21 protein-coding genes are annotated in these 23,044 nt (G+C 53.7%); 3 read left to right on the forward strand and 18 right to left on the reverse strand.

Features of this window, described 5'->3' with window-relative positions; genetic code table 11:
- Positions 1-158: 158 nt before the first annotated feature.
- The 14 genes from ptsG to yceD all read right to left on the reverse strand — a co-directional run bounded on the left by ptsG (position 159) and on the right by yceD (position 12,486).
- Positions 159-1,592 (reverse strand): PTS glucose transporter subunit IIBC, encoded by a 1,434-nt coding sequence (ptsG, locus tag JBO43_RS09685; RefSeq protein WP_095281603.1) that lies wholly within the window; start codon positions 1,590-1,592, stop codon positions 159-161.
- 298 nt (positions 1,593-1,890) lie between these two features.
- A complete protein-coding gene (locus JBO43_RS09690) occupies positions 1,891-2,685 on the reverse strand; it encodes a metal-dependent hydrolase (RefSeq protein WP_202674203.1) in 795 nt (264 codons plus the stop codon).
- Between the two features lie 10 nt (positions 2,686-2,695).
- On the reverse strand, positions 2,696-3,700 hold the full coding sequence (gene holB, locus JBO43_RS09695) for a DNA polymerase III subunit delta' (RefSeq protein ID WP_202674204.1): 1,005 nt from the start codon (positions 3,698-3,700) through the stop codon (positions 2,696-2,698).
- The gene (gene tmk, locus JBO43_RS09700; RefSeq protein ID WP_202674205.1) at positions 3,697-4,338 is read right to left on the reverse strand and encodes a dTMP kinase; all 642 of its coding nucleotides are present in this window, start codon (positions 4,336-4,338) and stop codon (positions 3,697-3,699) included. Before tmk ends, holB begins: the two co-directional genes overlap by 4 nt.
- On the reverse strand, positions 4,328-5,350 hold the full coding sequence (yceG, locus tag JBO43_RS09705) for a cell division protein YceG (protein ID WP_202674206.1): 1,023 nt from the start codon (positions 5,348-5,350) through the stop codon (positions 4,328-4,330). The genes tmk and yceG overlap by 11 nt, the downstream gene beginning before the upstream one ends.
- Positions 5,351-5,352: 2 nt before the next feature.
- Positions 5,353-6,162: an aminodeoxychorismate lyase gene (gene pabC / locus JBO43_RS09710; protein ID WP_103948649.1), complete on the reverse strand. Its 810-nt coding sequence runs from the start codon at positions 6,160-6,162 to the stop codon at positions 5,353-5,355.
- A gap of 123 nt (positions 6,163-6,285) precedes the next feature.
- Complete coding sequence (fabF, locus tag JBO43_RS09715) at positions 6,286-7,527, reverse strand: beta-ketoacyl-ACP synthase II (protein WP_095281597.1); 1,242 nt, start codon at positions 7,525-7,527, stop codon at positions 6,286-6,288.
- A gap of 91 nt (positions 7,528-7,618) precedes the next feature.
- A complete protein-coding gene (gene acpP, locus JBO43_RS09720; RefSeq protein ID WP_003857954.1) occupies positions 7,619-7,855 on the reverse strand; it encodes an acyl carrier protein in 237 nt (78 codons plus the stop codon).
- 154 nt (positions 7,856-8,009) lie between these two features.
- Positions 8,010-8,744, reverse strand: a complete 735-nt coding sequence (fabG, locus tag JBO43_RS09725) for a 3-oxoacyl-ACP reductase FabG (RefSeq protein WP_095281596.1) — start codon at positions 8,742-8,744, stop codon at positions 8,010-8,012.
- A 12-nt stretch (positions 8,745-8,756) separates the two neighbouring features.
- Entirely contained in the window at positions 8,757-9,686 is a 930-nt protein-coding gene (gene fabD, locus JBO43_RS09730; RefSeq protein ID WP_202674207.1) for an ACP S-malonyltransferase, read from the reverse strand.
- Between the two features lie 13 nt (positions 9,687-9,699).
- Positions 9,700-10,653, reverse strand: a complete 954-nt coding sequence (locus JBO43_RS09735) for a beta-ketoacyl-ACP synthase III (RefSeq protein WP_103948003.1) — start codon at positions 10,651-10,653, stop codon at positions 9,700-9,702.
- Positions 10,654-10,659: 6 nt separating this feature from the next.
- The gene (plsX, locus tag JBO43_RS09740; RefSeq protein WP_095281593.1) at positions 10,660-11,694 is read right to left on the reverse strand and encodes a phosphate acyltransferase PlsX; all 1,035 of its coding nucleotides are present in this window, start codon (positions 11,692-11,694) and stop codon (positions 10,660-10,662) included.
- A gap of 80 nt (positions 11,695-11,774) precedes the next feature.
- The gene (rpmF, locus tag JBO43_RS09745) at positions 11,775-11,948 is read right to left on the reverse strand and encodes a 50S ribosomal protein L32 (RefSeq protein WP_095281592.1); all 174 of its coding nucleotides are present in this window, start codon (positions 11,946-11,948) and stop codon (positions 11,775-11,777) included.
- A gap of 16 nt (positions 11,949-11,964) precedes the next feature.
- Positions 11,965-12,486 carry a 23S rRNA accumulation protein YceD gene (gene yceD, locus JBO43_RS09750; protein WP_095281591.1) on the reverse strand — a complete coding sequence of 174 codons (522 nt, stop codon included), beginning with the start codon at positions 12,484-12,486 and terminating at the stop codon, positions 11,965-11,967.
- 140 nt (positions 12,487-12,626) lie between these two features.
- On the opposite strand from yceD, the gene JBO43_RS09755 reads away from it, so the two are divergent.
- The gene (locus JBO43_RS09755) at positions 12,627-13,211 is read left to right on the forward strand and encodes a Maf family protein (protein WP_095281590.1); all 585 of its coding nucleotides are present in this window, start codon (positions 12,627-12,629) and stop codon (positions 13,209-13,211) included.
- 129 nt (positions 13,212-13,340) lie between these two features.
- Here the strand turns inward: JBO43_RS09755 and rluC are convergent, their stop codons facing one another.
- The gene (rluC, locus tag JBO43_RS09760; RefSeq protein WP_167551113.1) at positions 13,341-14,288 is read right to left on the reverse strand and encodes a 23S rRNA pseudouridine(955/2504/2580) synthase RluC; all 948 of its coding nucleotides are present in this window, start codon (positions 14,286-14,288) and stop codon (positions 13,341-13,343) included.
- Between the two features lie 571 nt (positions 14,289-14,859).
- Between rluC and rne the strand changes: the two genes are divergently transcribed.
- Positions 14,860-18,030 (forward strand): ribonuclease E, encoded by a 3,171-nt coding sequence (gene rne / locus JBO43_RS09765; protein WP_202674208.1) that lies wholly within the window; start codon positions 14,860-14,862, stop codon positions 18,028-18,030.
- Between the two features lie 55 nt (positions 18,031-18,085).
- Here rne and JBO43_RS09770 read toward each other — a convergent pair whose 3' ends face one another.
- A complete protein-coding gene (locus tag JBO43_RS09770) occupies positions 18,086-19,018 on the reverse strand; it encodes a LysR family transcriptional regulator (RefSeq protein ID WP_202674209.1) in 933 nt (310 codons plus the stop codon).
- Positions 19,019-19,127: 109 nt separating this feature from the next.
- Between JBO43_RS09770 and JBO43_RS09775 the strand changes: the two genes are divergently transcribed.
- Positions 19,128-20,342, forward strand: coding sequence for an MFS transporter (locus tag JBO43_RS09775; RefSeq protein WP_202674210.1), 1,215 nt, complete (start codon positions 19,128-19,130; stop codon positions 20,340-20,342).
- Positions 20,343-20,423: 81 nt separating this feature from the next.
- Here JBO43_RS09775 and flgL read toward each other — a convergent pair whose 3' ends face one another.
- Complete coding sequence (gene flgL, locus JBO43_RS09780; RefSeq protein WP_103947999.1) at positions 20,424-21,377, reverse strand: flagellar hook-associated protein FlgL; 954 nt, start codon at positions 21,375-21,377, stop codon at positions 20,424-20,426.
- Positions 21,378-21,391: 14 nt separating this feature from the next.
- Complete coding sequence (gene flgK, locus JBO43_RS09785; protein WP_103947998.1) at positions 21,392-23,035, reverse strand: flagellar hook-associated protein FlgK; 1,644 nt, start codon at positions 23,033-23,035, stop codon at positions 21,392-21,394.
- Positions 23,036-23,044 lie beyond the last annotated feature (9 nt).

A 23,044-nucleotide genomic window follows, 5' to 3' on the forward strand; every position in this document is an offset into this window, starting at 1 on the left:
CTTTTTTGTGTGCTGTGCCAGGGGGAAATTGTCGGGTGGCGCTGCGCTTACCCGACCTACAAATCGTAGGCCCGGTAAGCGTCAGCGCCACCGGGCTTGTGTTTGGGCACAATAAAAAAGGCAGCCATTCGGCTGCCTTAGTCTCCCCAGGTCACAACTTAGTTGCTGCGGATGTATTCATCCATTTCGGTTTTCAGGTTATCGGATTTAGTACCGAAAATCGCCTGAACCCCCGAACCTGCAACAACTACGCCCGCTGCGCCCAGTTTTTTCAGACCCGGCTGGTCAACTTTAGTCACGTCAGCAACACTCACACGCAGACGAGTGATACACGCGTCCAGGTTAGTGATGTTTTCTTTGCCGCCGAAAGCTGCAATCAGAGCAGGAGCCATTTCGCTGGTAGAAGTCGCTTTCGCATCGTCAGTTGAATCTTCACGACCTGGAGTTTTCAGGTCCAGTGCTTTGATCAGCACGCGGAAGATGGTGTAGTACGCTACTGCATAGCACGCACCAACGATTGGGAACAGCCACAGTTTGCTGCTGTTACCGGACAGAACGATGAAGTCGATCAGACCGTGCGAGAAGGACGTACCGTCACGCATACCCAGCAGGATACAGATAGGGAATGCAAGCCCTGCCAGAACCGCGTGGATTACGTACAGGATCGGCGCAACGAACATGAAGGAGAATTCGATCGGCTCGGTGATACCGGTCAGGAACGAGGTCAACGCTGCGGAGATCATGATACCGCCCACTTTTGCACGGTTCTCTGGTTTAGCAGAGTGCCAGATAGCAATCGCTGCAGCCGGCAGACCGTACATTTTGAACAGGAAGCCGCCAGACAGTTTGCCTGCAGTTGGGTCACCTGCCATGTAACGTGGGATATCACCGTGGAATACCTGACCTGCCGCGTTGGTGTATTCACCAATCTGCATCTGGAAAGGAACGTTCCAGATGTGGTGCAGACCAAATGGCACCAGGCAGCGCTCAACGAAACCGTAGATACCGAACGCGACTACCGGGTTCTGGTATGCAGCCCACTGAGAGAAGGTCTGGATAGCCGTACCAATCGGAGGCCAGATGAAGGACAGCACAACGCCCATGAAGATCGCAGCCAGACCAGAGATGATCGGTACGAAGCGCTTGCCCGCGAAGAAGCCCAGATACTCAGGCAGCTTGATGCGATAGAAGCGGTTAAACATGTAGGCTGCAATAGCACCGGAGATGATACCGCCGAGAACACCGGTATCTGCCAGGTGTTTCGCTGCGATCTCTTCAGCAGGTAAATGCAGAACCAGTGGCGCAACCACAGCCATGGTTTTCACCATGATGCCGTAAGCAACAACCGCGGCCAGAGCAGATACACCGTCGTTATTGGTGAAGCCCAGTGCAACACCGATAGCGAAGATCAGCGGCATGTTAGCAAAAACAGAACCGCCTGCTTCGGCCATCACGTGTGAAACTACGGCTGGCAGCCAGCTGAAGTTTGCAGAACCGACGCCCAGCAGGATACCTGCGATAGGCAGTACGGATACTGGCAGCATCAGCGATTTACCGACCTTTTGCAGGTTAGCAAATGCATTCTTAAACATAATTGAGAGTGCTCCTGAGTATTTGTGCTTTTTTTTACGCTTTCACGCATGGGCACGGGGGGAGAACCGCGCCGTGGACAGGACATCTAAGCGTCCTTTATTTATTACACAGGGTAAAATAAATCCCTGTGACTTTGTTTGACGGCTATCACGTTTCAGCTTAAGACGTTCGGAAAACTTGCAGTAATTTACAAAAACCATTTCCAGATATGTCTAAAAACACCGTCACCGCCCTAAATAAGGCGGTGAACTTTACTCGCTTTGTTTATTAATTACGAGCCTAAAAAAAACAGGTGTTTCAAACAGATTGCAGGCGGGAGGGTGCGATGTGGAACAGATTGGCGAAGTTTTCCGTCGTGGCTTGCGCCAGTTCTTCGAGGCTGACACCCTTCAGGACGGCCATATACTCAGCCACATCTCGCGTCATGGCTGGCTGGTTTTCTTTGCCGCGATGCGGCACCGGTGCCAGATAAGGCGAGTCTGTCTCCACCAGAATCCGGTCGAGAGGCACGTAACGCGCAGCATCACGCAGCTGCTCAGCATTACGGAACGTCACGATCCCGGAAAACGAGATATAAAACCCTAAATCAAGCAGCTTACCCGCCGTTTCTCTGTCTTCTGTGAAACAGTGTAGTACGCCACCGCAATCCGTCACCTTTTCTTCCTGCAGGATAGCCAGAGTATCAGCGCGCGCATCGCGAGTATGAACGATAACGGGCTTATTCAGCTCACGCCCGATACGAATGTGGTTACGGAAGGACTCCTGCTGGCGCGGTTTAGTTTCCGGCGTGTAAAAATAGTCCAGCCCGGTTTCGCCCATCGCGACCACGCCCTCTTCCGCCGCCAACTGGCGCAGGTCCTCGACGTCGTACTCTTCATCCTGATTGAGCGGATGCACGCCGCAGGAGAAGACTACGTTGTCGCGCTCACCCACCAGATCGCGCATCGAGCGATATCCGGGCAGCGTCGTGGCGACCGCCAGACAGAATTTCACATCGCGGGCGGCGGCTTTTGCCAGCACATCGTCCACGTCTTTATGCAGTGATTGATAATCCAGGCCATCGAGATGGCAGTGTGAGTCGACTAAAAACATAATATCTCTCTCAGAGATGGGAAGCAGGCAGCAGCGTGCCTGGTTGCAGGTAATGTTCGATTTGCAGTAACAGGTCCGTGAGTAATAGCTCGCGATTCACGCCGGTTACGGTTAACAGTTGTTCACGACACAGGCTGACGTCGTGGAGAATCGCACGCAGTATGGCACCCGATAGATGATTCGCCAGCGTATTCACCAGCGGCCAGACGTCGGCGTTGCTGAGAAGCTGCGCGCTTTGTTGCAGCTTGAGCGCATCCAGTAACAGTGATGCCAGCCAGTGCAGGCGCGCGGGAGCCTGTTCGTGGTTTAGTGCACTCAGCAAACTCAGCCAGTCGCGACTTTCCAGCGCAGCGCTCAGGGCATCGCAAAGCTGTGTGCGTTGTGCCCAGGTCTCTTTTTGCAGCAGCTCTAGCGCCGCAGCGGGCGCCCCACTGCTTAAACGCAGAGCCGTCAGCGCTGCACCTTGTGACACCGTCACTTCTCGTTCAAGCCAGGTTAAGGCCCATGCTTCCTGCGGTGCAGCGAGGTGATGAAGACGACAACGACTGCGTAATGTGGCCAGTAATCGACCCGGTTCGCGACAGGACATAAAGAACCAGGTATTCACTGGCGGCTCTTCCAGCGTTTTAAGCAGCGCATTCGCCGCCGCTTCCGTCAGCAGCGCAGCGTCTTTTAACCAGACAACTTTCGCTCCGCCGAGACGCGCGTGCTCATACAGTTTTTCGCTGACTTCACGCACGGCATCAATACCGAGCGAGTTTTTGCCCTTTTCAGGTTCCAGCGTGTAGTAATCCGGGTGCGTACCCGCCTGCATCAGCTGACAGCCACGACATTTGCCGCAGCTTTTATTACCTTCCGGCTGCTGACACATCAGAAAACGGGTCATAGCATAAATCAGAGCATCGTCGCCCATGCCGGGTAATGCCTGAATCAGTAACGCATGATGCCCCCGACCGGCCTGATAGCTGCTAATCAGCTGATCAAAGTGCGGGCGCAGCCACGGATACCATTTCATGCCTGCTGCTCCTGTACCCATGCAATAACGGTTTCGCGAATAGAACGGGTGACGTCTTCCAGGGATTGCGTCGCATCGACGGTGCGAATTGAGCTGTCCTGCGCCGCCAGTTCAAGATACCGCGCGCGAGTACGGTTAAAGAAATCCAGAGACTCTTGTTCGATGCGATCCAGTTCACCACGGGCGCGGGCGCGCTTCAGGCCCACTGCGGGGGTGACATCCAGATACAGCGTCAGGTCAGGGCGAAAATCGCCTAATACCGCATCACGCAGGGTCGCAAGCATGGTCTGATCGATACCGCGGCCGCCGCCCTGATAGGCTTGCGTAGAGAGATCATGGCGATCGCCGATCACCCAGCGCCCTTCTGCCAGCGCAGGTTTGATGACCGTTTCGACCAGCTGTACGCGTGCCGCGTAAAACATCAGCACTTCGGCTTTATCGTTAATCACTTCGTCGCCGACAGATTTGATGTCCAGCACCAGGCTTCTCAGCTTTTCGGCCAACTGAGTACCGCCCGGCTCGCGGGTAAAGATCATCTCCGCGATGCCCAGCTCTTTCAGTGTGTCGACCACCACGTTGCGTGCGGTAGTTTTCCCGGCGCCTTCCAGCCCCTCTATGACGATGTAATTACTGCGCATTTTTTTCCTTAAGTGCCTTCAGATAGTCCTGAACAGAGCGATTATGGCTGGCAAGGTTGGTGTTAAAGGTGTGCCCCCCTTTTCCGTCAGCCACAAAATAGAGATACGGTGTATGTGCCGGATGCGCGGCAGCATCCAGTGATGCCTGGCTCGGCGTGGCGATTGGGCCTGGCGGCAAACCGCTAATCACGTAGGTATTATACGCCGTTGGCGTCTCGAGGTCCTTACGGTTTATCTTTCCGGCATAGCTCTCGCCCATGCCGTAAATCACCGTCGGGTCGGTTTGCAAACGCATACCGATACGCAGACGGTTAATGAATACTGATGCCACCTGATCGCGCTCGCTCGCCACGGCCGTCTCTTTTTCGACGATAGAGGCCATAGTCACAAACTGGTTTTGATCTTTGTACGGCAGACCTTCCGCGCGCCCTTCCCAGGCTTTTTCGACGGCGGTCACCATTTTTTTGTGCGCGCGCTTCAAAATCGCAACATCGGTCGTACCGGCGGTATACATCCAGGTATCGGGCCAGAACCAGCCTTCCACCCATTCTGGATGTTCAAGTTTGAGGACGTCTGCGACGGTCGCATAGCTGTCATCTTTGAGCGTGTGGCTGATGTACGGCGCATCGCGCAGCTGTTTCAGATAGTCGCTCAGGCGCATTCCTTCCACGAATCGCAGCGGGAACTGCGCCTCTTTGCCACTTTCCAGTAGCTCCAGCATCTCGCGCACCGTCATACCTGGTGTAAAGCGGTAGGTCCCGGCTTTGAAATGCGACAGCTCTGGCTCAAGGCGCAGCAGCCACTGGAAAACGCGAGGACGGTTAATAATTTTATCGCCGTAAAGCTGCTCGCCCAGCGCTAAGCGCCCGGTGCCCGCTTTCAGCGTGAAGACGGTTTCTTCTTTAATCAGGATCTGACTGTTCGCCATCTGACGAACCTTCCAGACTCCTACGCCGCTGGCGAGACCCATCACGACGAGAAGGAGGAGGACAAAGCGCAACATTTTTTTCATGACTATTTTGTTTGCTCACACAGTGGGGCTAAAAACGAGTACAACTCACGCGATGACCATTGCAACTGACCGTAAGCACGAACCGGCACAACGGGCATTAATGCATTGCAGACAACGACCTCATCAGCTGTCAGCAATGACTCAACACCAGCGTGAACTTCGACAACGCGAAAACCAGAGTGTGCCAGGTGCTGCAAACAAAACTGCCGCATGATGCCATTGACACCGGCCTGGTCAATCTTTGGCGTGAAGACATCGCTACCCTGTCGCCACATTAAATTAGCCGCACAGCATTCCGTAATCAGCCCTTCGCTGTCAAGAACCAGCGCCTCATCGGCGTCTGACTGTTCAAGATGAGTGCGAATCAGAACCTGCTCAAGCCGGTTGAGATGTTTGATTCCTGCCAGGAGTGGGTTTCGCCCCAGATGAACCGGGCTGAGCGCCAGGCTGATGCCGTCGCGTCGCCACAGGTCATAGTGTGCGGGATACGCTGAAACGGAGAGGATTCGAGTGGGGTTCAGGCAACTGGCACCGCTGTACCCGCGCCCACCCGCGCCACGGCTAATAATGACTTTCAGCACGCCGCGAGAGTTGCCCTTCGCCATGTCGATCATTTCACGCTGAAGTTCAGCCCACTGTTTAAAGGGAATCAGCAACCTTTCACACGCCAGCTGTAAACGCTGGATATGCGCCTCGAGCAGGCAAACGTTGCCGTCAGCAATACGTGCTGTGGTGAAGCAGCCATCGCCAAACTGGGTCGCCCTGTCGTTGGCGGGCAGAGTATCCTGCTCATGGCCATTGATTAAGAACATAGAGACTCCTTTTGCGTGACTCACTAGTCTGGCAGGATGAATAATGCAGAACAAGGGAAGAAAACTGAATAAAAAAGGCCCGACAAGCGGACCTTTTTATTTAACGCTACCTGGCAGCGGGCCTTAGATCTTTTTAAAGATCAGAGAGCCGTTAGTGCCGCCGAAGCCGAAGGAGTTACACAGGGTGTACTCCAGACCGCTAACCTGACGCGCTTCGTGTGGAACGAAGTCCAGATCACAACCTTCATCCGGGTTATCCAGGTTGATGGTTGGCGGAACAGCCTGATCGCGCAGTGCAAGGATCGAGTAGATGGACTCTACTGCGCCTGCTGCACCCAGCAGGTGGCCAGTCATGGATTTGGTGGAGCTCACCATAATACGGCTTGCTGCATCACCAAATACGGATTTGACGGCCTGAGCTTCTGCTTTGTCGCCAGCCGGCGTCGAGGTGCCGTGGGCGTTAACATAGCCAATCTGACCTGGTTCGATACCCGCATCGCGGATCGCGTTAACCATTGCCAGTGCCGCACCCGCACCATCTTCCGGTGGAGACGTCATGTGGTAAGCGTCGCTGCTCATGCCGAAACCGATAATTTCTGCATAAATTTTAGCGCCACGCTTTTTCGCGTGTTCGTACTCTTCCAGTACGATCATGCCAGCACCATCGCCCAGAACAAAACCATCACGGTCTTTGTCCCACGGACGGCTTGCCGCCTGAGGATTCTCGTTGCGGGTAGACAGCGCGCGCGCTGCACCGAAACCACCCACGCCTAGCGGAGTACTGGCTTTTTCAGCACCACCGGCAACCATAGCATCTGCATCACCGTAAGCGATGATACGCGCAGCCTGACCGATGTTATGCACACCAGAGGTACAAGCCGTTGCGATAGAAATGCTTGGGCCACGCAGGCCGAACATGATGGTCAAATGACCTGCCACCATGTTAACAATCGTGGACGGAACGAAGAACGGGCTGATCTTACGCGGGCCACCATTCATCAAAGATGTGTGGTTTTCCTCGATCAGACCAAGACCACCAATCCCGGAGCCGATAGCGGCGCCAATGCGGGTTGCGTTCTCTTCCGTAATTACCAGGCCAGAATCCTGCATGGCCTGCCAGCCTGCAACAATTCCATATTGAATGAAGGCATCCATCTTGCGCTGTTCTTTGCGCGAGATAATCTCTTCACAGTTAAAATCCTTTACTAAGCCAGCAAATTTCGTTGCATAGGCGCTAGTATCGAAATGGTCGATTAGGCTGATGCCGCTCTGACCGGCAAGGAGAGCTTTCCAGGTGGACTCTACGGTATTGCCGACAGGAGACAACATGCCAAGTCCGGTCACAACTACACGACGCTTAGACACGTTTGTCCTCCAGGGAGGGATAAAAAAAGGGATTCGTGGGACTAAAAAAGATAAAACTCAGGCGGTCGAATGACCGCCTGGAGATGTTCACTTACGCCTGGTGACCGTTGATGTAATCAATGGCAGCCTGAACGGTGGTGATTTTCTCAGCTTCTTCGTCCGGAATCTCAGTATCAAACTCTTCTTCCAGAGCCATTACCAGCTCAACGGTGTCAAGAGAATCTGCGCCCAGGTCTTCAACGAAGGATGCGGAGTTCACAACTTCTTCCTGCTTAACGCCCAGCTGCTCGCCGATAATTTTCTTAACGCGTTCTTCGATAGTGCTCATACTCTTAAATTTCCTATCAAAACTCGCTTTCGCGATGGTTTTCGTAGTGTATAAAATGTTGAAAAATTTGCAACTAAATCCCGGCAGGTCGTACCACGATTTTACGTTATTTTGAGGCCATTCGCCCTAATAACGCAAATATTTTCGATCGTGGTTAAACCATGTACATCCCGCCGTTGACGTGGAGAGTCTCACCAGTGATGTAACTCGCTTCGTCAGAGGCTAAAAATGCAACCGCATTGGCGATTTCCTGAGCACCGCCGAGGCGGCCCGCAGGAACCTGCGCCAGAATACCCGCACGCTGATCGTCAGAAAGCGCACGCGTCATGTCCGTTTCAATAAAGCCCGGAGCAACAACGTTTACAGTAATTCCGCGTGACGCGATTTCACGCGCCAGCGACTTACTGAAACCAATCAGACCCGCTTTCGCCGCAGCGTAGTTGGCCTGACCAGCATTTCCCATGGTACCAACCACAGAACCGATAGTGATAATACGGCCATGACGCTTTTTCATCATAGCTCGCATTACCGCTTTTGACAGACGGAATACAGATGACAGGTTGGTTTCGATGATATCGTCCCACTCGTCGTCCTTCATTCGCATCAGTAAGTTGTCGCGAGTGATTCCGGCATTATTGACCAGAATATCCACTTCGCCAAACTCTGCGCGAATATTTTCCAGAACAGATTCGATAGATGCAGCGTCGGTCACATTCAACATCAGACCTTTACCGTTTGCACCTAAATATTCGCTGATGGCCTGAGCGCCATTCTCGCTGGTCGCCGTACCAATGACTTTCGCGCCGCGCGCGACCAGTGTTTCAGCAATGGCGCGTCCGATACCGCGGCTTGCGCCCGTGACCAGCGCGATTTTTCCTTCAAAACTCATGGTAATCCTCTTTTATTGCGCGAGTGCCGCTGACAGGGCATCTGGCTCGTTAATAGCCGATGCAGTCAGGGTATCAACAATACGTTTAGTCAGACCGGTCAGAACCTTACCTGGGCCTGCTTCATACAGGTGCTCAACGCCCTGTGAGGCCATAAAGTCAACGGTTTTGGTCCATTGCACTGGGCTGTAAAGCTGACGAACCAGCGCATCGCGAATCGCTTCTGGCGCTGTTTCGCATTTCACATCAACGTTGTTCACAACCGGAACTGTCGGTGCGTTAAAAGTAATTTTTTGCAGCTCGGCAGCCAGTTTCTCAGCAGCCGGTTTCATCAGCGCACAGTGAGACGGAACGCTCACCGGCAGCGGCAGTGCGCGCTTCGCGCCCGCAGCTTTACAGGCAGCACCCGCACGCTCAACGGCTTCTTTGTTACCCGCGATCACAACCTGACCTGGCGAGTTAAAGTTTACCGGAGAAACCACCTGTCCTTCAGCAGATTCTTCACAGGCTTTAGCGATAGACGCATCATCCAGACCAATAATGGCGGACATGGCGCCAGTGCCTTCTGGCACGGCTTCCTGCATGAATTTACCACGCATTTCGACCAGACGTACCGCATCAGCGAAGGCGACAACGCCTGCACACACCAGCGCAGAGTATTCGCCCAGGCTGTGACCGGCTAACAATACCGGCGCTTTGCCACCCTGCTGCTGCCATACACGCCACAGCGCAACGGACGCAGTGAGGAGCGCTGGCTGCGTCTGCCAGGTTTTGTTCAGTTCTTCAGCAGGACCTTGCTGAGTCAACGTCCAGAGATCGTAACCCAGAGCATCAGAAGCTTCACGGAAAGTCTCTTCAATAATGGGGTATTGCGCTGCTAAATCAGACAACATCCCAACGGCCTGAGAACCCTGACCTGGGAACACGAAAGCAAATTGCGTCATTTTTAATCCTTAATTAGAAACGAACCAGCGCGGAGCCCCAGGTGAAACCGCCACCAAAGGCTTCAAGCAAGACCAGTTGGCCTCGTTTAATTCGTCCATCGCGTACCGCTTCGTCAAACGCGCACGGTACCGACGCCGCAGAGGTATTGCCATGACGATCGAGCGTCACAACAACGTTATCCATGGACATGCCCAGCTTTTTCGCCGTGGCGCTGATAATGCGCAGGTTAGCCTGATGCGGTACCAGCCAGTCCAGAGCAGAGCGCTCCAGATTGTTCGCTTCCAGCGTTTCGTCGACAATATGGGCCAGCTCCGTTACCGCAACCTTGAACACTTCATTGCCTGCCATCGTCAGGTAAATGGAGTTATCCGGATTGACACGATCGGCATTCGGCAACGTCAGCAGTTCGCCATAACGTCCATCAGCATGTAAATGCGTCGAGATAATGCCCGGCTCTTCTGACTGACCTAACAGTACAGCGCCCGCACCATCACCAAAGATAATGATGGTTCCACGATCTTCCGGGTTGCAGGTACGCGCCAGCACGTCTGCACCGATAACCAGCGCGTATTTCACCGCGCCGGACTTCACGTATTGATCGGCAATGCTCAGTGCATAGGTAAAACCGGCACAGGCAGCAGCGACATCAAACGCCGGACAACCCTTGATGCCCAGCTTGTTCTGAATTTCACACGCTGCGCTTGGGAAAGCATTAGGTGCTGACGTGGTGGCAACCACGATCAGCCCGATCTCTTCTTTATCAATACCGGCCATTTCCAGCGCGCGGACGCCCGCTTCATAGCCCATAGTCGTAACAGATTCATCTGGACCGGCGATACGGCGTTCACGGATACCTGTGCGCGTGACAATCCACTCGTCAGACGTATCTACCATTTTTTCCAGATCGGCGTTGGTTCGCACTTGTTCAGGCAGAAAACTGCCGGTACCTAAAATCTTCGTATACATGTACGCTCAGTCACTTTTTGCTAATACAGATCCCAGGCGAGCGGCAATCCGCTGTGGGACTTGTCGCTGCACCGCCTGCACTGCCTGTTCTATCGCGACGGTAAACGCTCGCTGATTGGCCGCACCATGACTCTTAATCACCGTGCCACGCAATCCTAACAGACAGGCGCCATTATACTGGTCGGGGTTGAGGTGACTGAATCGCCGCGTCAGGCTTTTTTGTAACCAACGCTTTAATAAAATCAGCCACCAGGACCTTTTTTTCCCTTCGCCCTGCAATTTCAGCAGTGAAAGGAACATCCGAACCACCCCTTCCATCGTTTTTAACGTTACGTTGCCCGTAAACCCATCGCACACCAGAACATCGGTCTTGCCGGTCAATAATTCATTAGCTTCAAGATAGCCAATATAGTTGATTGACGGCATGGATTTTAGCAATTCTGCGGCATCGCGGATGCTATCCAGACCTTTGGTTTCTTCTTCGCCGATATTCAGCAACGCAACACGGGGATTCACAATCCCCACGACTTCTTCTGCCAGCACCGAGCCCATAATGGCAAACTGGGCCAGCATCGTACTATCACAATCTACGTTGGCGCCGAGATCCAGCACAACCGTTTTGCCCTTTTGCTGATGCGGTAATACCGTCACCAGCGCAGGACGCTCAATCCCCTCAATGGGTTTGAGCATCAATTTCGCCAGCCCCATCAGCGCACCGGTGTTTCCGGCGCTGACGCAGGCTTCAGCCCGCCCTTCTTTCACCAGTTCCAGCGCAATTCGCATTGAGCTTCCGCGACTGTTGCGGATCGCATGCGATGGCCGGGCATCACTGGCAATAACTGACTGCGCAGGGATAATCTGCAGACGTGAACGTTGTTCAAAGTCAGCTTTTGCAAGTAATGGCGTGATGGTATCGGGATTACCGACTAAAAGAAGTGTGAGTTGTGAATTAGAATTCAGTGCCTGCAATGCTGCAGGCACTGTCACGGAAGGCCCAAAATCTCCTCCCATGACATCTAACGCCAGGGTTAGACGTGTCAAGATAGTTTCACTGCCCGGTTCGGTGGATCCCCCGCTTTCACGGGGAATGCCTCACTAAGCTTCATCACGCTTGCGCGTGATTACTTAGTGATTACCTTGCGGCCACGGTAGAAACCGTCGGCAGTCATGTGGTGACGCAGGTGTTGTTCACCAGAAGTCTTGTCTACAGACAGGCTGGTAACTGCAGTCAGCGCGTCATGGGAACGACGCATGCCACGTTTGGAACGGGTTGGTTTATTCTGTTGTACGGCCATGGACCTTACTCCTTAATTACTTACGCTTTAAGCTGGCTAATACGGCAAATGGGTTTGGTTTTTGCGCTTCATCAGGCAATTCACCAAAGACCATGTCCGCGTCGGACACTTCACAGTGTTCAGAATCATGCACCGGAACTACCGGCAAGGCGAGGATGATCTCATCTTCAACCAATGCAAGCAGATCGATTTCACCGAATTCGTTAACCTCAATCGGCTCATACGCTTCCGGGAGTGCCTCAGCCTGCTCGTCTGAACGAACCGGACTGAAACAATACGTTGTGTGAACATGACGGGTGAACGGTTTCCCGCAACGCTGGCATTCGAGCGTTACCGTGGCCTTTGCATCACCGGTTAAAACGGCAAGGCGCTGGTTATCGATAGCGAACGACATGGAGCATTCCACATCAGTATCCACACTGACCACAAACTCGGCGATACGTTCGACCTGATCGGCGGTATAGATACCGTCATAATCGAGGCGTTTTTGAGCCGTACGAACCGGGTCAAGAGTCAGGGGTAATTTTACCTTTTGCATAGGGCGCGCATATTAACTTTGTAACGTCATAGAGTCAAAGAAAAAGGCAACCAGGGCTGCCTTTTGCCAATTATTCGCACACATTGCGGCCTGTAGTTTAAAATGGCTGGCATCGATACGCTATATCTGGTGAAAAAAATATGCCAAATCTCGTGCTTGCTTCCACTTCACCCTACCGCCGTGCGTTGCTTGAAAAGTTAGGCGTGCCATTTGAATGCGCCGCGCCTGTCACGGACGAAACGCCGCAACCTGCTGAATCTCCTCGCCATCTGGTGTTACGACTGGCGCAAGAGAAAGCGCAAAGCCTTGCCGAACGTTATCCACATCACCTGATTATAGGCTCCGATCAGGTTTGCGTGCTGGACGGGGAAATTACGGGTAAACCGCATACCGAAGAGAACGCGCGTCTGCAATTAATGAAAGCACGTGGCTCGATCGTCACCTTTTACACGGGCCTCGCGCTCTACAACTCCGCTACAGGCCATCTGCAAACCGAATGCGAACCTTTTGACGTTCACTTCCGTCATCTGAGCGAGCAGGAGATTGAGGATTACGTGCGTAAAGAGCGCCCGCTTAACTGTGCAGGGAGCTTTAAAAGCGAGGGGTTGGGGATTGCATTGTTTGAGAAACTGGACGGACGCGACCCGAATACGCTGGTCGGCCTGCCGCTGATTGCGCTGTGCCAGATGCTGAGGCGCGAACACTGTAATCCGCTTTCTGCATGAATGTTGCCGGGTAACACTGCGTTTACCCGGCCCAGGAATGCACTGTGCGGGGGAATCGTCGGGTGGCGCTTACGCTTACCCGACTTACAATCCCGTAGGCCCGTGTAAGCGCAACGCCGTCGGACTAAATTAGCCGCGCAGGACTTTCAGACAGCGCTTCAACTGGTCATCCAGCGGCGCTTCGACGCGCATGATTTCACCCGTGCCAGGATGGGTAAACTTCAGCGCAGCGGCGTGCAGGAACAGGCGAGACAGCCCTGTTTTAACCAACTGCTTGTCAAATTCACGATCGCCATAGCGGTCATCAAACGCAATCGGATGTCCGGCATGTTGCGTATGCACACGAATCTGATGCGTGCGTCCGGTAACCGGGCTACAGCGCACCAGCGTAGCGAACTCATAACGCTCTTCAACCTTAAAGCGGGTTTCTGACGGCTTGCCTTCGCTATTAACGCGCACGATGCGCTCACCGCTTTGCAGAATATTTTTCAGCAGAGGCGCCTGCACCACTTTGACATGGGATTGCCACTGGCCTCGTACCAGCGCCAGATAGTCTTTCTGCATCCCTTTCTCGCGCAGCTGTTCATGCAACGAACGCAAAGCAGAGCGTTTTTTCGCCACCAGCAGAACGCCGGAGGTGTCGCGGTCCAGACGGTGAACGAGCTCAAGGAAACGCGCTTCCGGGCGCAACGCGCGCAGACCTTCGATTACGCCAAAACTTAAACCGCTGCCACCATGTACTGCTGTACCAGAAGGTTTATTCAGCACGAGGATATGATCGTCCTCATACAGAATAGCGTCAGTCAGCGCCGCCACTTTATGCAGATGCGGCGAAACCGCCTCTTCTTCACGTTCGGCGACACGCACTGGCGGAATACGCACTTCATCGCCCGCTTCCAGTTTGTACTCAGGTTTGACGCGTTTTTTGTTCACCCGCACCTCGCCCTTACGCAAGATGCGATAAATCATACTTTTTGGCACGCCTTTCAGCTGAGTGCGCAAAAAGTTGTCGATTCGTTGCCCCGCTTCGTCATCAGCGATAGCAACCATTTTTACGGATGGAGTCTCTGTTTTCATGGTTGGCGATTCTAAATATCGATCCGCATTAGCGCCACTCATTTTTCTATGCTTATATTTACTTTCATCCGGGCAGTGTTCTTCACGCGCAATCGATTTGGCGGTTATTAAACCAATCATCTCGTTGAAGTGAAGAAACTGTGAGTAACCGGGTGATAAATGGTAAAAGTCATCTTGCTATATCTGGGTTAGCAATGGAATAATGAAGCCGTTTTCCGCGTTAAATCCGGGTTTTGTAAGGATGTCGACGGAATGACCCATTTTGTCTGACCGATCATCCACGCAGCAATGGCGTAAGACGTATTGATCTTTCAGACAGTTAGCGGGCTGCGGGTTGCAGTACTTACCGGTAAATGGAATCTTCTCTGGAGAGTGTTCCCAGGCTGTTCCCCTGAATAATCGCGCTGTATTTCCGTATGAAATACAGGCAACCGACACTTTGCGCCTCTTAAGCGCGCGACAACCGTGAGGTTGGCGACGTCAATAGTCACGAGGCCATCGGTTCATACCCCGGAAAGCGTCACCTTGCCCGCAGCTTAGTCGTCAATGTAAGAATAATGAGTAAGTTACGATGAAAAGAATGTTAATCAACGCAACTCAGCAAGAAGAGTTGCGTGTCGCCCTTGTGGATGGGCAGCGTCTGTACGATCTGGATATCGAAAGTCCTGGACACGAACAGAAAAAAGCGAACATTTACAAAGGCAAAATCACCCGCATTGAACCAAGCCTTGAGGCCGCATTCGTCGATTACGGCGCTGAGCGTCACGGTTTCCTTCCTCTGAAAGAGATTGCCCGCGAATACTTCCCTGCCAATTACAACTCCCACGGTCGTCCGAACATCAAAGATGTGCTGCGCGAAGGCCAGGAAGTTATCGTTCAGATTGATAAAGAAGAACGCGGCAACAAAGGCGCTGCGCTGACCACCTTTATCAGTCTGGCAGGCAGCTATCTGGTTCTGATGCCGAACAACCCGCGTGCGGGCGGTATCTCCCGCCGTATCGAAGGCGACGACCGTACCGAGCTGAAAGAAGCGCTGGCGAGCCTGGAACTGCCTGATGGCATGGGCCTGATCGTGCGTACCGCAGGCGTTGGCAAATCTGCCGAAGCGCTGCAGTGGGACCTGGGTTTCCGTCTGAAGCACTGGGAAGCCATCCAGAAAGCAGCAGAAAACCGCCCGGCGCCATTCCTGATCCACCAGGAAAGTAACGTCATTGTACGTGCGTTCCGTGACTACCTGCGCCAGGACATCGGCGAGATCCTGATTGATAACCCGAAAGTGCTAGAGCTGGCTCGCCAGCACATCGCAGCGTTGGGTCGTCCGGATTTCACCAGCAAAATTAAACTGTACACCGGTGAAATCCCGCTGTTCAGCCACTATCAGATTGAATCTCAGATCGAATCCGCCTTCCAGCGTGAAGTGCGCCTGCCTTCTGGCGGTTCTATCGTTATCGACTCCACCGAAGCGCTGACCGCTATCGACATCAACTCCGCACGCGCAACTCGCGGCGGCGATATCGAAGAAACGGCCTTCAATACCAACCTTGAAGCTGCAGATGAAATTGCCCGTCAACTTCGTCTGCGCGACCTGGGAGGCCTGATCGTTATCGACTTCATCGACATGACCCCGGTTCGCCATCAGCGCGCCGTGGAAAACCGTCTGCGTGAAGCCGTTCGTCAGGATCGTGCACGTATCCAGATCAGCCATATTTCTCGCTTTGGCCTACTGGAAATGTCGCGCCAGCGCCTGAGCCCGTCACTGGGTGAATCAAGCCATCACGTCTGCCCTCGCTGTAGCGGTACGGGTACCGTGCGTGACAATGAATCTCTCTCTCTCTCCATTTTGCGTCTCATCGAAGAAGAAGCGCTGAAAGAGAATACCAAAGAGGTTCACGCGATTGTTCCAGTACCTATTGCCTCCTATCTGCTGAACGAAAAACGTGAAGCGGTTAGCGCCGTTGAAACGCGTCAGGGCGGCGTGCGCTGCATCATCGTGCCAAACGATCAGATGCAAACCCCGCACTACTCTGTCCTGCGCGTGCGCAAAGGCGAAGAGACCAGCACCCTGAGCTACCTGCTGCCGAAACTGCATGAAGAAGAGATGGCAATGCCGTCTGATGCAGAGCCTGCAGAGCGCAAACTGCCTGAACAGCCGGCGCTGGCGACTTTCATCATGCCAGAAGCGCCTCCGGCTCCTGCCCTGGAACAAGCGCCAGCGAAATCTGCTGCGCAGAAGCCTGCGGCAGAAGCTAACGCTACACCGTCTGAACCTGGCTTGCTGAGCCGTTTCTTCGGCGCACTGAAGAAAATGTTCGCCAGCGAAGAACCTCAACCGGAACAACCTAAAGTTGCGCCGAAGGAAGAGAAGCAAGAGCGTCCGCAGGATCGTCGTAAACGTCAGAACAACCGTCGCGATCGTAATGACCGCAATGATCGTAACGATCGCCGCGATAATCGTGACAACCGCGATAATCGCGATAACCGTTCAGACAATAACGAAGGTCGTGAGGCGCGCGAAGACAACCGTCGCAACCGTCGCGAGAAGCCACAGCAGCAAAAAGTGGAAGATCGTGAAATCCGCCAGACAGCGGGCGATGAGTCTGAAAACACCAGACAGCGTGACGACCAGCAGCAGCCGCGTCGCGAACGTAACCGCCGTCGCAATGACGATAAACGTCAGGCGCAGCAGGAAGCGAAAGTTGTTAACACCGAAGCGCCGGTTGAGCAAGATGCTGAGCAGGAAGAACGCGTCCAGGTCATGCCGCGCCGTAAGCAGCGTCAACTGTCGCAGAAAGTTCGTTTCCAGACTGAACAGTCTGAGGTTATCGCCTCTGTTGTTGAACCGGTTGTTGAAATTGCTCAGAACACACAGCTGGCAAAACTGGATCTGCCTGCAGTTGTTGAAGCGACTCCTGAGCACGATGACAACGGTGAAGCACGTGATAACAACGGTATGCCACGTCGCTCCCGTCGCTCTCCGCGCCACCTGCGCGTGAGCGGTCAGCGTCGTCGTCGCTATCGTGACGAGCGTTACCCAACTCAGTCTCCGATGCCTCTGACCGTGGCCTGTGCGTCACCAGAATTGGCTTCCGGTAAAGTCTTTATCCGCTATCCGATTGCACGTCCTCAGGAACAGCAGTTTGAAGAGCAAAACGTGGCCCCTGAAGCCATTGAGCCAATCGTTGCTGCTCCAGTTGAAGTAGCTGAAGCTGCCGCCGTTGTGGTTGAAGAGACACAGCAGGTCGATGCTGAACCTCAGCCGGTTGTAGAGTCTGCGCCAGTTATCGAGCCTCAGCCGGTTGTTGAAACCGCTGAAATCGAAACCACGCATCCGGAAGTGATTGCTGCGCCGGTAGACGAACAGCCGCAGTTCATCGCCCAGGAAGATACCGTGGTGGCTGAACAGGTTGCAGAAGAAGCTCAGCCCGCTGAAGCAGTGGTGGAAGAAGAAGAGGTTGTCACAGAAGCGGTTGTTGAACAGCCTGTTGAAGTGACTCCTGAGCCACAAGCACCGACTCCAGCCCCGGTTGTAAAACCAGAGCCTGTTGTTGCCGCAGTGGTTGAACACCACTATGCGACTGCACCGATGACGCGTGCTCCAGCACCGGAATACGTACCAGAAGCGCCACGTCATAGTGACTGGGTGCGCCCTGCGTTCGATTTCGATGGCCGTGGTTCTGCGGGTGGTCATAGCGCCACTCACCAGGCAACCGCTCCGGCGACACGCCCACAGCCAGCTGAATAACTCGCTGTCATAACGAAAAGCCGACCTTGAGGGTCGGCTTTTTTTTGCCTCTTTTTTACGGGATGGGTTTGCGCATTCCGGCTATTTGCGGCATGACTTCACGCATCATTTCCAGAAAACGTCTTAAGCGTGCCGGATAATAACGCGACCACGGATAAACCAAATGAACCGGAAGCGCAGCCGGTTGCCAGCCCGGCAACACATGAATTAGCCTCCCCTCACGAATATCCTCTTCAACCGTCCAGCTCGATACCACCGCCAGGCCTAATCCGCTCAGCGCCATGTTGCGTGTAACATACAGGCTGTCGGTGCTCAGACGCGGGGAGATAGCAATGCGTTTTGGTTGCTCAGACATCCCCTCAAACAGTTCGATATGCTGATGATAAAAACTTTTGAGCGCTATCCACGGGAATGCGCAAAGATCCTCAGGTGTCTCCGGCGCGGTGTACTGTGCCAACAGAGAAGGTGCCGCAACAACGCAGCGCGGGACTTCGGCCAGCAATACCGAAACCGTATTTGGATCAATCTCCGCGCCCACCCGGATCGCGCAATCAATATTATCACTCAGAAAATCAGCGGTTCTGTCATTGAGCATCCAGTCAACGGACAGCTGCGGATAGCGGGTTAAAAATTGGCTCAATGGCACCAAAAGCTGCTCCTGACCAAAAGCATGAGGCGCTCTCACACGAAGAGTGCCGACCGGTTCATCCTCGGATTGCCCTACTTCATCCTCAAGCGCCAGCCAGCTGTCGATCACCTTTCTGGCGTGCTGATAACAACGTTCGCCATCATCAGTGAGCTTCGTCGCATGTGTGGTACGCAACAATAATCGCACGCCGAGAAGTGTTTCCAGTGATTGTAACCGTCGGCTGACGGTCGCCTGGGTTGTTTCCATCTGTCGGGCGGCACCAGAAAGCGATCCTGATTCCACGATGCGTACAAAGGTCCGCATTAATTCGACTCTATCTATACGCTCTGTTCGTTTCATTATCATTCTGGCTATACGTTACGCGTATAGATGTTTTACCACCCCGCTGGCTACCGCCTCAAGTGTCATTGCGGAAAAATAGCCTCATTCCATGAATGAGGTACACCTAATGAACACAACCACTATCACTCAGACCACCAGCCGCTGGGTTGTTTTTATCCTTGCGATTGGCGCAGGATTCAGCGTTGCATCCATTTATTATGCTCAACCGCTTTTACCCTTAATGGGCGCCGATCTGCACTTGAGTATTGAGGGTATGGGGATGGTCCCGACGTTGACACAGGCGGGTTATGCGCTGGGTATATTGTTTCTCCTGCCGCTGGGCGACCGTCACGATCGCCGGACGTTAATTCTTATCAAAAGTGCCGCGCTGGCGCTCTTTCTTCTCGGCTGTAGTGTGACCGGACAGCTCCATTCGCTGCTGCTGGCAAGCTTGATGATCGGCATGGCAGCGACGATGGCGCAGGATATTGTCCCCGCCGCAGCCATTCTTGCACCGGAGGGCAAACAGGGAAAAACCGTCGGCACGGTCATGACTGGCCTGCTGCTGGGCATCCTGCTATCCAGAACCGTCAGCGGCCTGGTGGGCGAAGCCTTCGGCTGGCGCGTGATGTATCAGCTGGCTGCCGTCAGCATCGCCTTTATCGGGGTAGTAATGTGGGCCGTGTTACCGCGTTTTGCGATTCACTCCACGCTCAGTTACCCAGCCCTGATGCGCTCAATGGAACACCTGTGGCGTCGCTATCCGGCCCTGCGCCGTGCAGCACTGGCTCAGGGTTTTCTGTCCATTTCATTTAGCGCGTTCTGGTCAACGCTGGCAGTGATGCTGTTGGAACGGTATCACCTCGGTAGCGCAGTCGCAGGTGGATTTGGTGTCGCTGGAGCCGCAGGCGCGCTTGCCGCCCCGCTGGCAGGAAATCTTGCAGATAAACTCGGTGCAGGCAAAGTCACCCAACTCGGTGCTGCGCTGGTGACCGTGTCGTTTGCACTGATGTTCCTGATGCCCGCAGTAGGCACCCACGGGCAGCTCGTTCTGATTGCGATATCAGCCGTCGGTTTTGATCTCGGATTGCAGTCAAGCCTGGTCGCCCATCAAAATCTGGTCTATAGCCTCGAGCCACAGGCTCGTGGGCGACTTAATGCGCTACTGTTTACCGTGGTCTTTATTGGGATGGCACTCGGTTCGGCGCTGGGGAGCAAAGTGTACGCCGTGGCAGGCTGGCAAGGCGTCGTGGCCCTGGCTACTGTCTGTGGGGCAATAGCACTCATTATTCGCCTGATAGAAAATGCCCGAGTGATGGCTATGCAAGTACAAAATCTTTAAAAAAAAGCCCAATCCGGAATCTCCGGGTTGGGCAGACAAAACATATCCAGTTTCAAGACATGTTTTAAGAGGCTAAAATTGTTACTTGTTAAGCTGGAACAGAGACATTCCCTGCATATCGCTGAATGCTTTATAGGATGCCTGAAGCGCCGCTTGCTGCATGGTGTAAGACGAAATCGCCGAGTTCCAGTCAACATCAACCAGGTCGCTCATCTGCTGAGTTTGGCCCAGCGCACGGTCATCACCCAACGCATCCAGCTTATCGAGTTCATTCAGTTTGGTGCCCAGATCGGCGCGCACGGTCAGCACGTTATCCAGCGAGTTGCTTAACCCACGGTTGGCTTTATCAATGCTTGCCACCAGAGCATCTGTTTTCGCCTGATCGCCAGCAACCGGCGTATTCAGTGCCGCAATAGCGGTATCCAGAATTTTGAACAGATTGGTTTCCTGCGTACTTCCGGCAGGCTCTGGTTTTGCGTTGCTGGTAAATTTATCAAACACATCGGAACCGGTATGGCTAATCTGCATATCACGTGCAGAATCGACCTGCTGAGTGATAGCTGTGTTGCCGCCTTTATAGGTACCGTCTGTCTGATCAAATGGCGCTGTGTCGGTTTTAAAACCCGCAAAGATATAACGGCCATTACCATCCGTGCTGTTCGCCAGGTTTACCAGCTGGTCGCGGATACCCTGCAGATCGGTTGCTACCGATGCTCGGTCGGTATCACTCAATGAACCGTTGTTGGCATAAACGATTTTATCCTGAGCAGACTGGATCGCGGTCGTCACCTGACTTAACACGCTCTCCTCCAGAGATACTTTCTGCGTCGCAAAAGTTCGCGCCAGTGCATACTGGCTATTCTGCGACTGCGCCTGCGACAGCACCACCGCCTGTGACGCCGCAATCGGGTCGTCCGACGGACGGTTAACCCGTTTGCCCGTCGTCATTTGTTCGCCATAACCCAGCCATTTGCTTTGGGAATCCGTGATCCCGCGCATATTTTGCTGGTACATCATTTGGGTACTAATACGCATCGTTGACCTCGGCCTTAGCGAATATTAATTAACGCATCAAAGAGCGTGCTGGCTGTTTGCAGCACCTGCGCATTCGCGAGGTAATACTGCTGGAAGCGTTGCAGGTTGCCGTACTCTTCGTCGAGGTTAACCCCGGAGATAGACTGCTGCTGATTGCTCAACTGCGTCACTACGTTATTTTTGGTTGCAGCACTGGTTTTCAGTGAAGAGGTGGTGCTACCAACGGTGCTGACCAGCGACGCATAGGCATCGTTAAAGCTTTTATTACCGCCAACCACTTTGCTGGTTTGCAGCGCAAGCAGTGCTTTACCGTTGAGGTTATCACTCTCACCGCCGGTCGCAGAACCTGCCATTGCCAGTTTTGACTCATCGCTAATGGCGAGATCCATATTGACGATAGAGTCCACAACCGGTTTTACCGTGAAGCTGTCTTTGGTTGCCGCAGAGCCGCTGACGTTGACGGTTATGCCATCGAAGGTCATATTCCCGCTGCCGTCTGGCGTCGCCGTGAATGACGTTTTGTCAGAAGTACGGGTGACGGTCCAGTCGGTACCGTTAAATTCGAGCTTGTAATCCGTCGCCTGAACTTTAGTGCTGTCTGCAACGGATGCGGTCATCGTCGCACCCGGTACGCTATTTTTGCTGTTACCAATGACGGCCGGAGAGCCGATATCAAAGAACTTGCCGCCCGCATCTCCGTTAGCATCAAACCCTTTAGCATGCTGTTGGTTCATCGCATCCGCAAAAGAGAGTGCCAGTTGGTTAAGCGTATTACGTGCTTTATCCAGATCTTCCGAGCGGAACGTTAACAGACCGCCCAATGAGCCGGTGTTCAGCACCTTCTCGGGAATCTCGATATTACCCGCTACAGAATCGACAAACGCCACGGTCGTACGTGCTGGGTCAGCACTCGATGGAACAGCCGCGAGCTGGTTCGCCGTGCTGCCCTGCACCAGGTTGTAACCATTACCGAATGAGACGTTGTAAGTCCCGCCGTCCTGAACAGCAACTTCCACGCCTACAATCTGATTCAGTTCGCTCACCAGCTGATCGCGCTGATCGAGCAAATTGTTAGGAGAAGCGCCAGCCCCGACGCCGGTCAGACGTGAAATCTGATCGTTCAGATTAGCAATCTGTTTGGCATAGTTGTTGATCTGATCGACGCTGGTCGAGATAGCGGTATTCACCTGCTTATCCTGGTCGCGCAGATACTGGTCGGTAGTCTTGAACTGATTCACCAAACCGTCAGCCTTACCGAGTACGGTCTGACGCGCGGCCGGATCTTCGGCGTTGCTGACCAGCGTTTGCAGGCTGGTAAAGAAGCCTTGCAACGTTGTGGAAAGGGAATTGGTGGTATCAGACAGCACGTCGTCAATTTTCGACATCTGCTGATAACGCGTGGTCAGGCCGCTGCTCTGGGTCTGTGCCGCACGCAGCTGGTTAGTGATGAACGAATCATACTCACGCTGCACGCCGGAAACGTAAACACCATTACCCACCCAGCCGCCGCCGGTCAACGTACTGTTCGATGCACCCAGCACCGTGGTCTGGCGGGTATACCCGGCCACGTTATAACTGGAAATGTTGTTACTCACAGTATTCAGTGCCGACTGTGCCGCACTGAGGCCACTCATGGCGCTGTTAATCAAACTGGACATTGAGGTTCC

Origin of the sequence: Lelliottia jeotgali (genome assembly GCF_016771845.1) — a bacterium.
Lineage (GTDB): Bacteria > Pseudomonadota > Gammaproteobacteria > Enterobacterales > Enterobacteriaceae > Enterobacter > Enterobacter jeotgali.

Bases quoted from the DNA above. Each gene is read 5' to 3' on its own strand.
- rluC (WP_167551113.1), bottom strand. From the start codon at position 14,288: ATGAAAACAGAGACTCCATCCGTAAAAATGGTTGCTATCGCTGATGAC.
- rne (WP_202674208.1), top strand. From the start codon at position 14,860: ATGAAAAGAATGTTAATCAACGCAACTCAGCAAGAAGAGTTGCGTGTC.
- flgK (WP_103947998.1), bottom strand. From the start codon at position 23,035: ATGTCCAGTTTGATTAACAGCGCCATGAGTGGCCTCAGTGCGGCACAG.
- JBO43_RS09735 (WP_103948003.1), bottom strand. From the start codon at position 10,653: ATGTATACGAAGATTTTAGGTACCGGCAGTTTTCTGCCTGAACAAGTG.
- ptsG (WP_095281603.1), bottom strand. From the start codon at position 1,592: ATGTTTAAGAATGCATTTGCTAACCTGCAAAAGGTCGGTAAATCGCTG.
- rpmF (WP_095281592.1), bottom strand. From the start codon at position 11,948: ATGGCCGTACAACAGAATAAACCAACCCGTTCCAAACGTGGCATGCGT.
- yceD (WP_095281591.1), bottom strand. From the start codon at position 12,486: ATGCAAAAGGTAAAATTACCCCTGACTCTTGACCCGGTTCGTACGGCT.
- JBO43_RS09775 (WP_202674210.1), top strand. From the start codon at position 19,128: ATGAACACAACCACTATCACTCAGACCACCAGCCGCTGGGTTGTTTTT.
- holB (WP_202674204.1), bottom strand. From the start codon at position 3,700: ATGAAATGGTATCCGTGGCTGCGCCCGCACTTTGATCAGCTGATTAGC.
- acpP (WP_003857954.1), bottom strand. From the start codon at position 7,855: ATGAGCACTATCGAAGAACGCGTTAAGAAAATTATCGGCGAGCAGCTG.
- fabG (WP_095281596.1), bottom strand. From the start codon at position 8,744: ATGAGTTTTGAAGGAAAAATCGCGCTGGTCACGGGCGCAAGCCGCGGT.
- pabC (WP_103948649.1), bottom strand. From the start codon at position 6,162: ATGTTCTTAATCAATGGCCATGAGCAGGATACTCTGCCCGCCAACGAC.
- flgL (WP_103947999.1), bottom strand. From the start codon at position 21,377: ATGCGTATTAGTACCCAAATGATGTACCAGCAAAATATGCGCGGGATC.
- JBO43_RS09690 (WP_202674203.1), bottom strand. From the start codon at position 2,685: ATGTTTTTAGTCGACTCACACTGCCATCTCGATGGCCTGGATTATCAA.
- fabD (WP_202674207.1), bottom strand. From the start codon at position 9,686: ATGACGCAATTTGCTTTCGTGTTCCCAGGTCAGGGTTCTCAGGCCGTT.
- yceG (WP_202674206.1), bottom strand. From the start codon at position 5,350: ATGAAAAAAATGTTGCGCTTTGTCCTCCTCCTTCTCGTCGTGATGGGT.
- JBO43_RS09770 (WP_202674209.1), bottom strand. From the start codon at position 19,018: ATGAAACGAACAGAGCGTATAGATAGAGTCGAATTAATGCGGACCTTT.
- JBO43_RS09755 (WP_095281590.1), top strand. From the start codon at position 12,627: ATGCCAAATCTCGTGCTTGCTTCCACTTCACCCTACCGCCGTGCGTTG.
- tmk (WP_202674205.1), bottom strand. From the start codon at position 4,338: ATGCGCAGTAATTACATCGTCATAGAGGGGCTGGAAGGCGCCGGGAAA.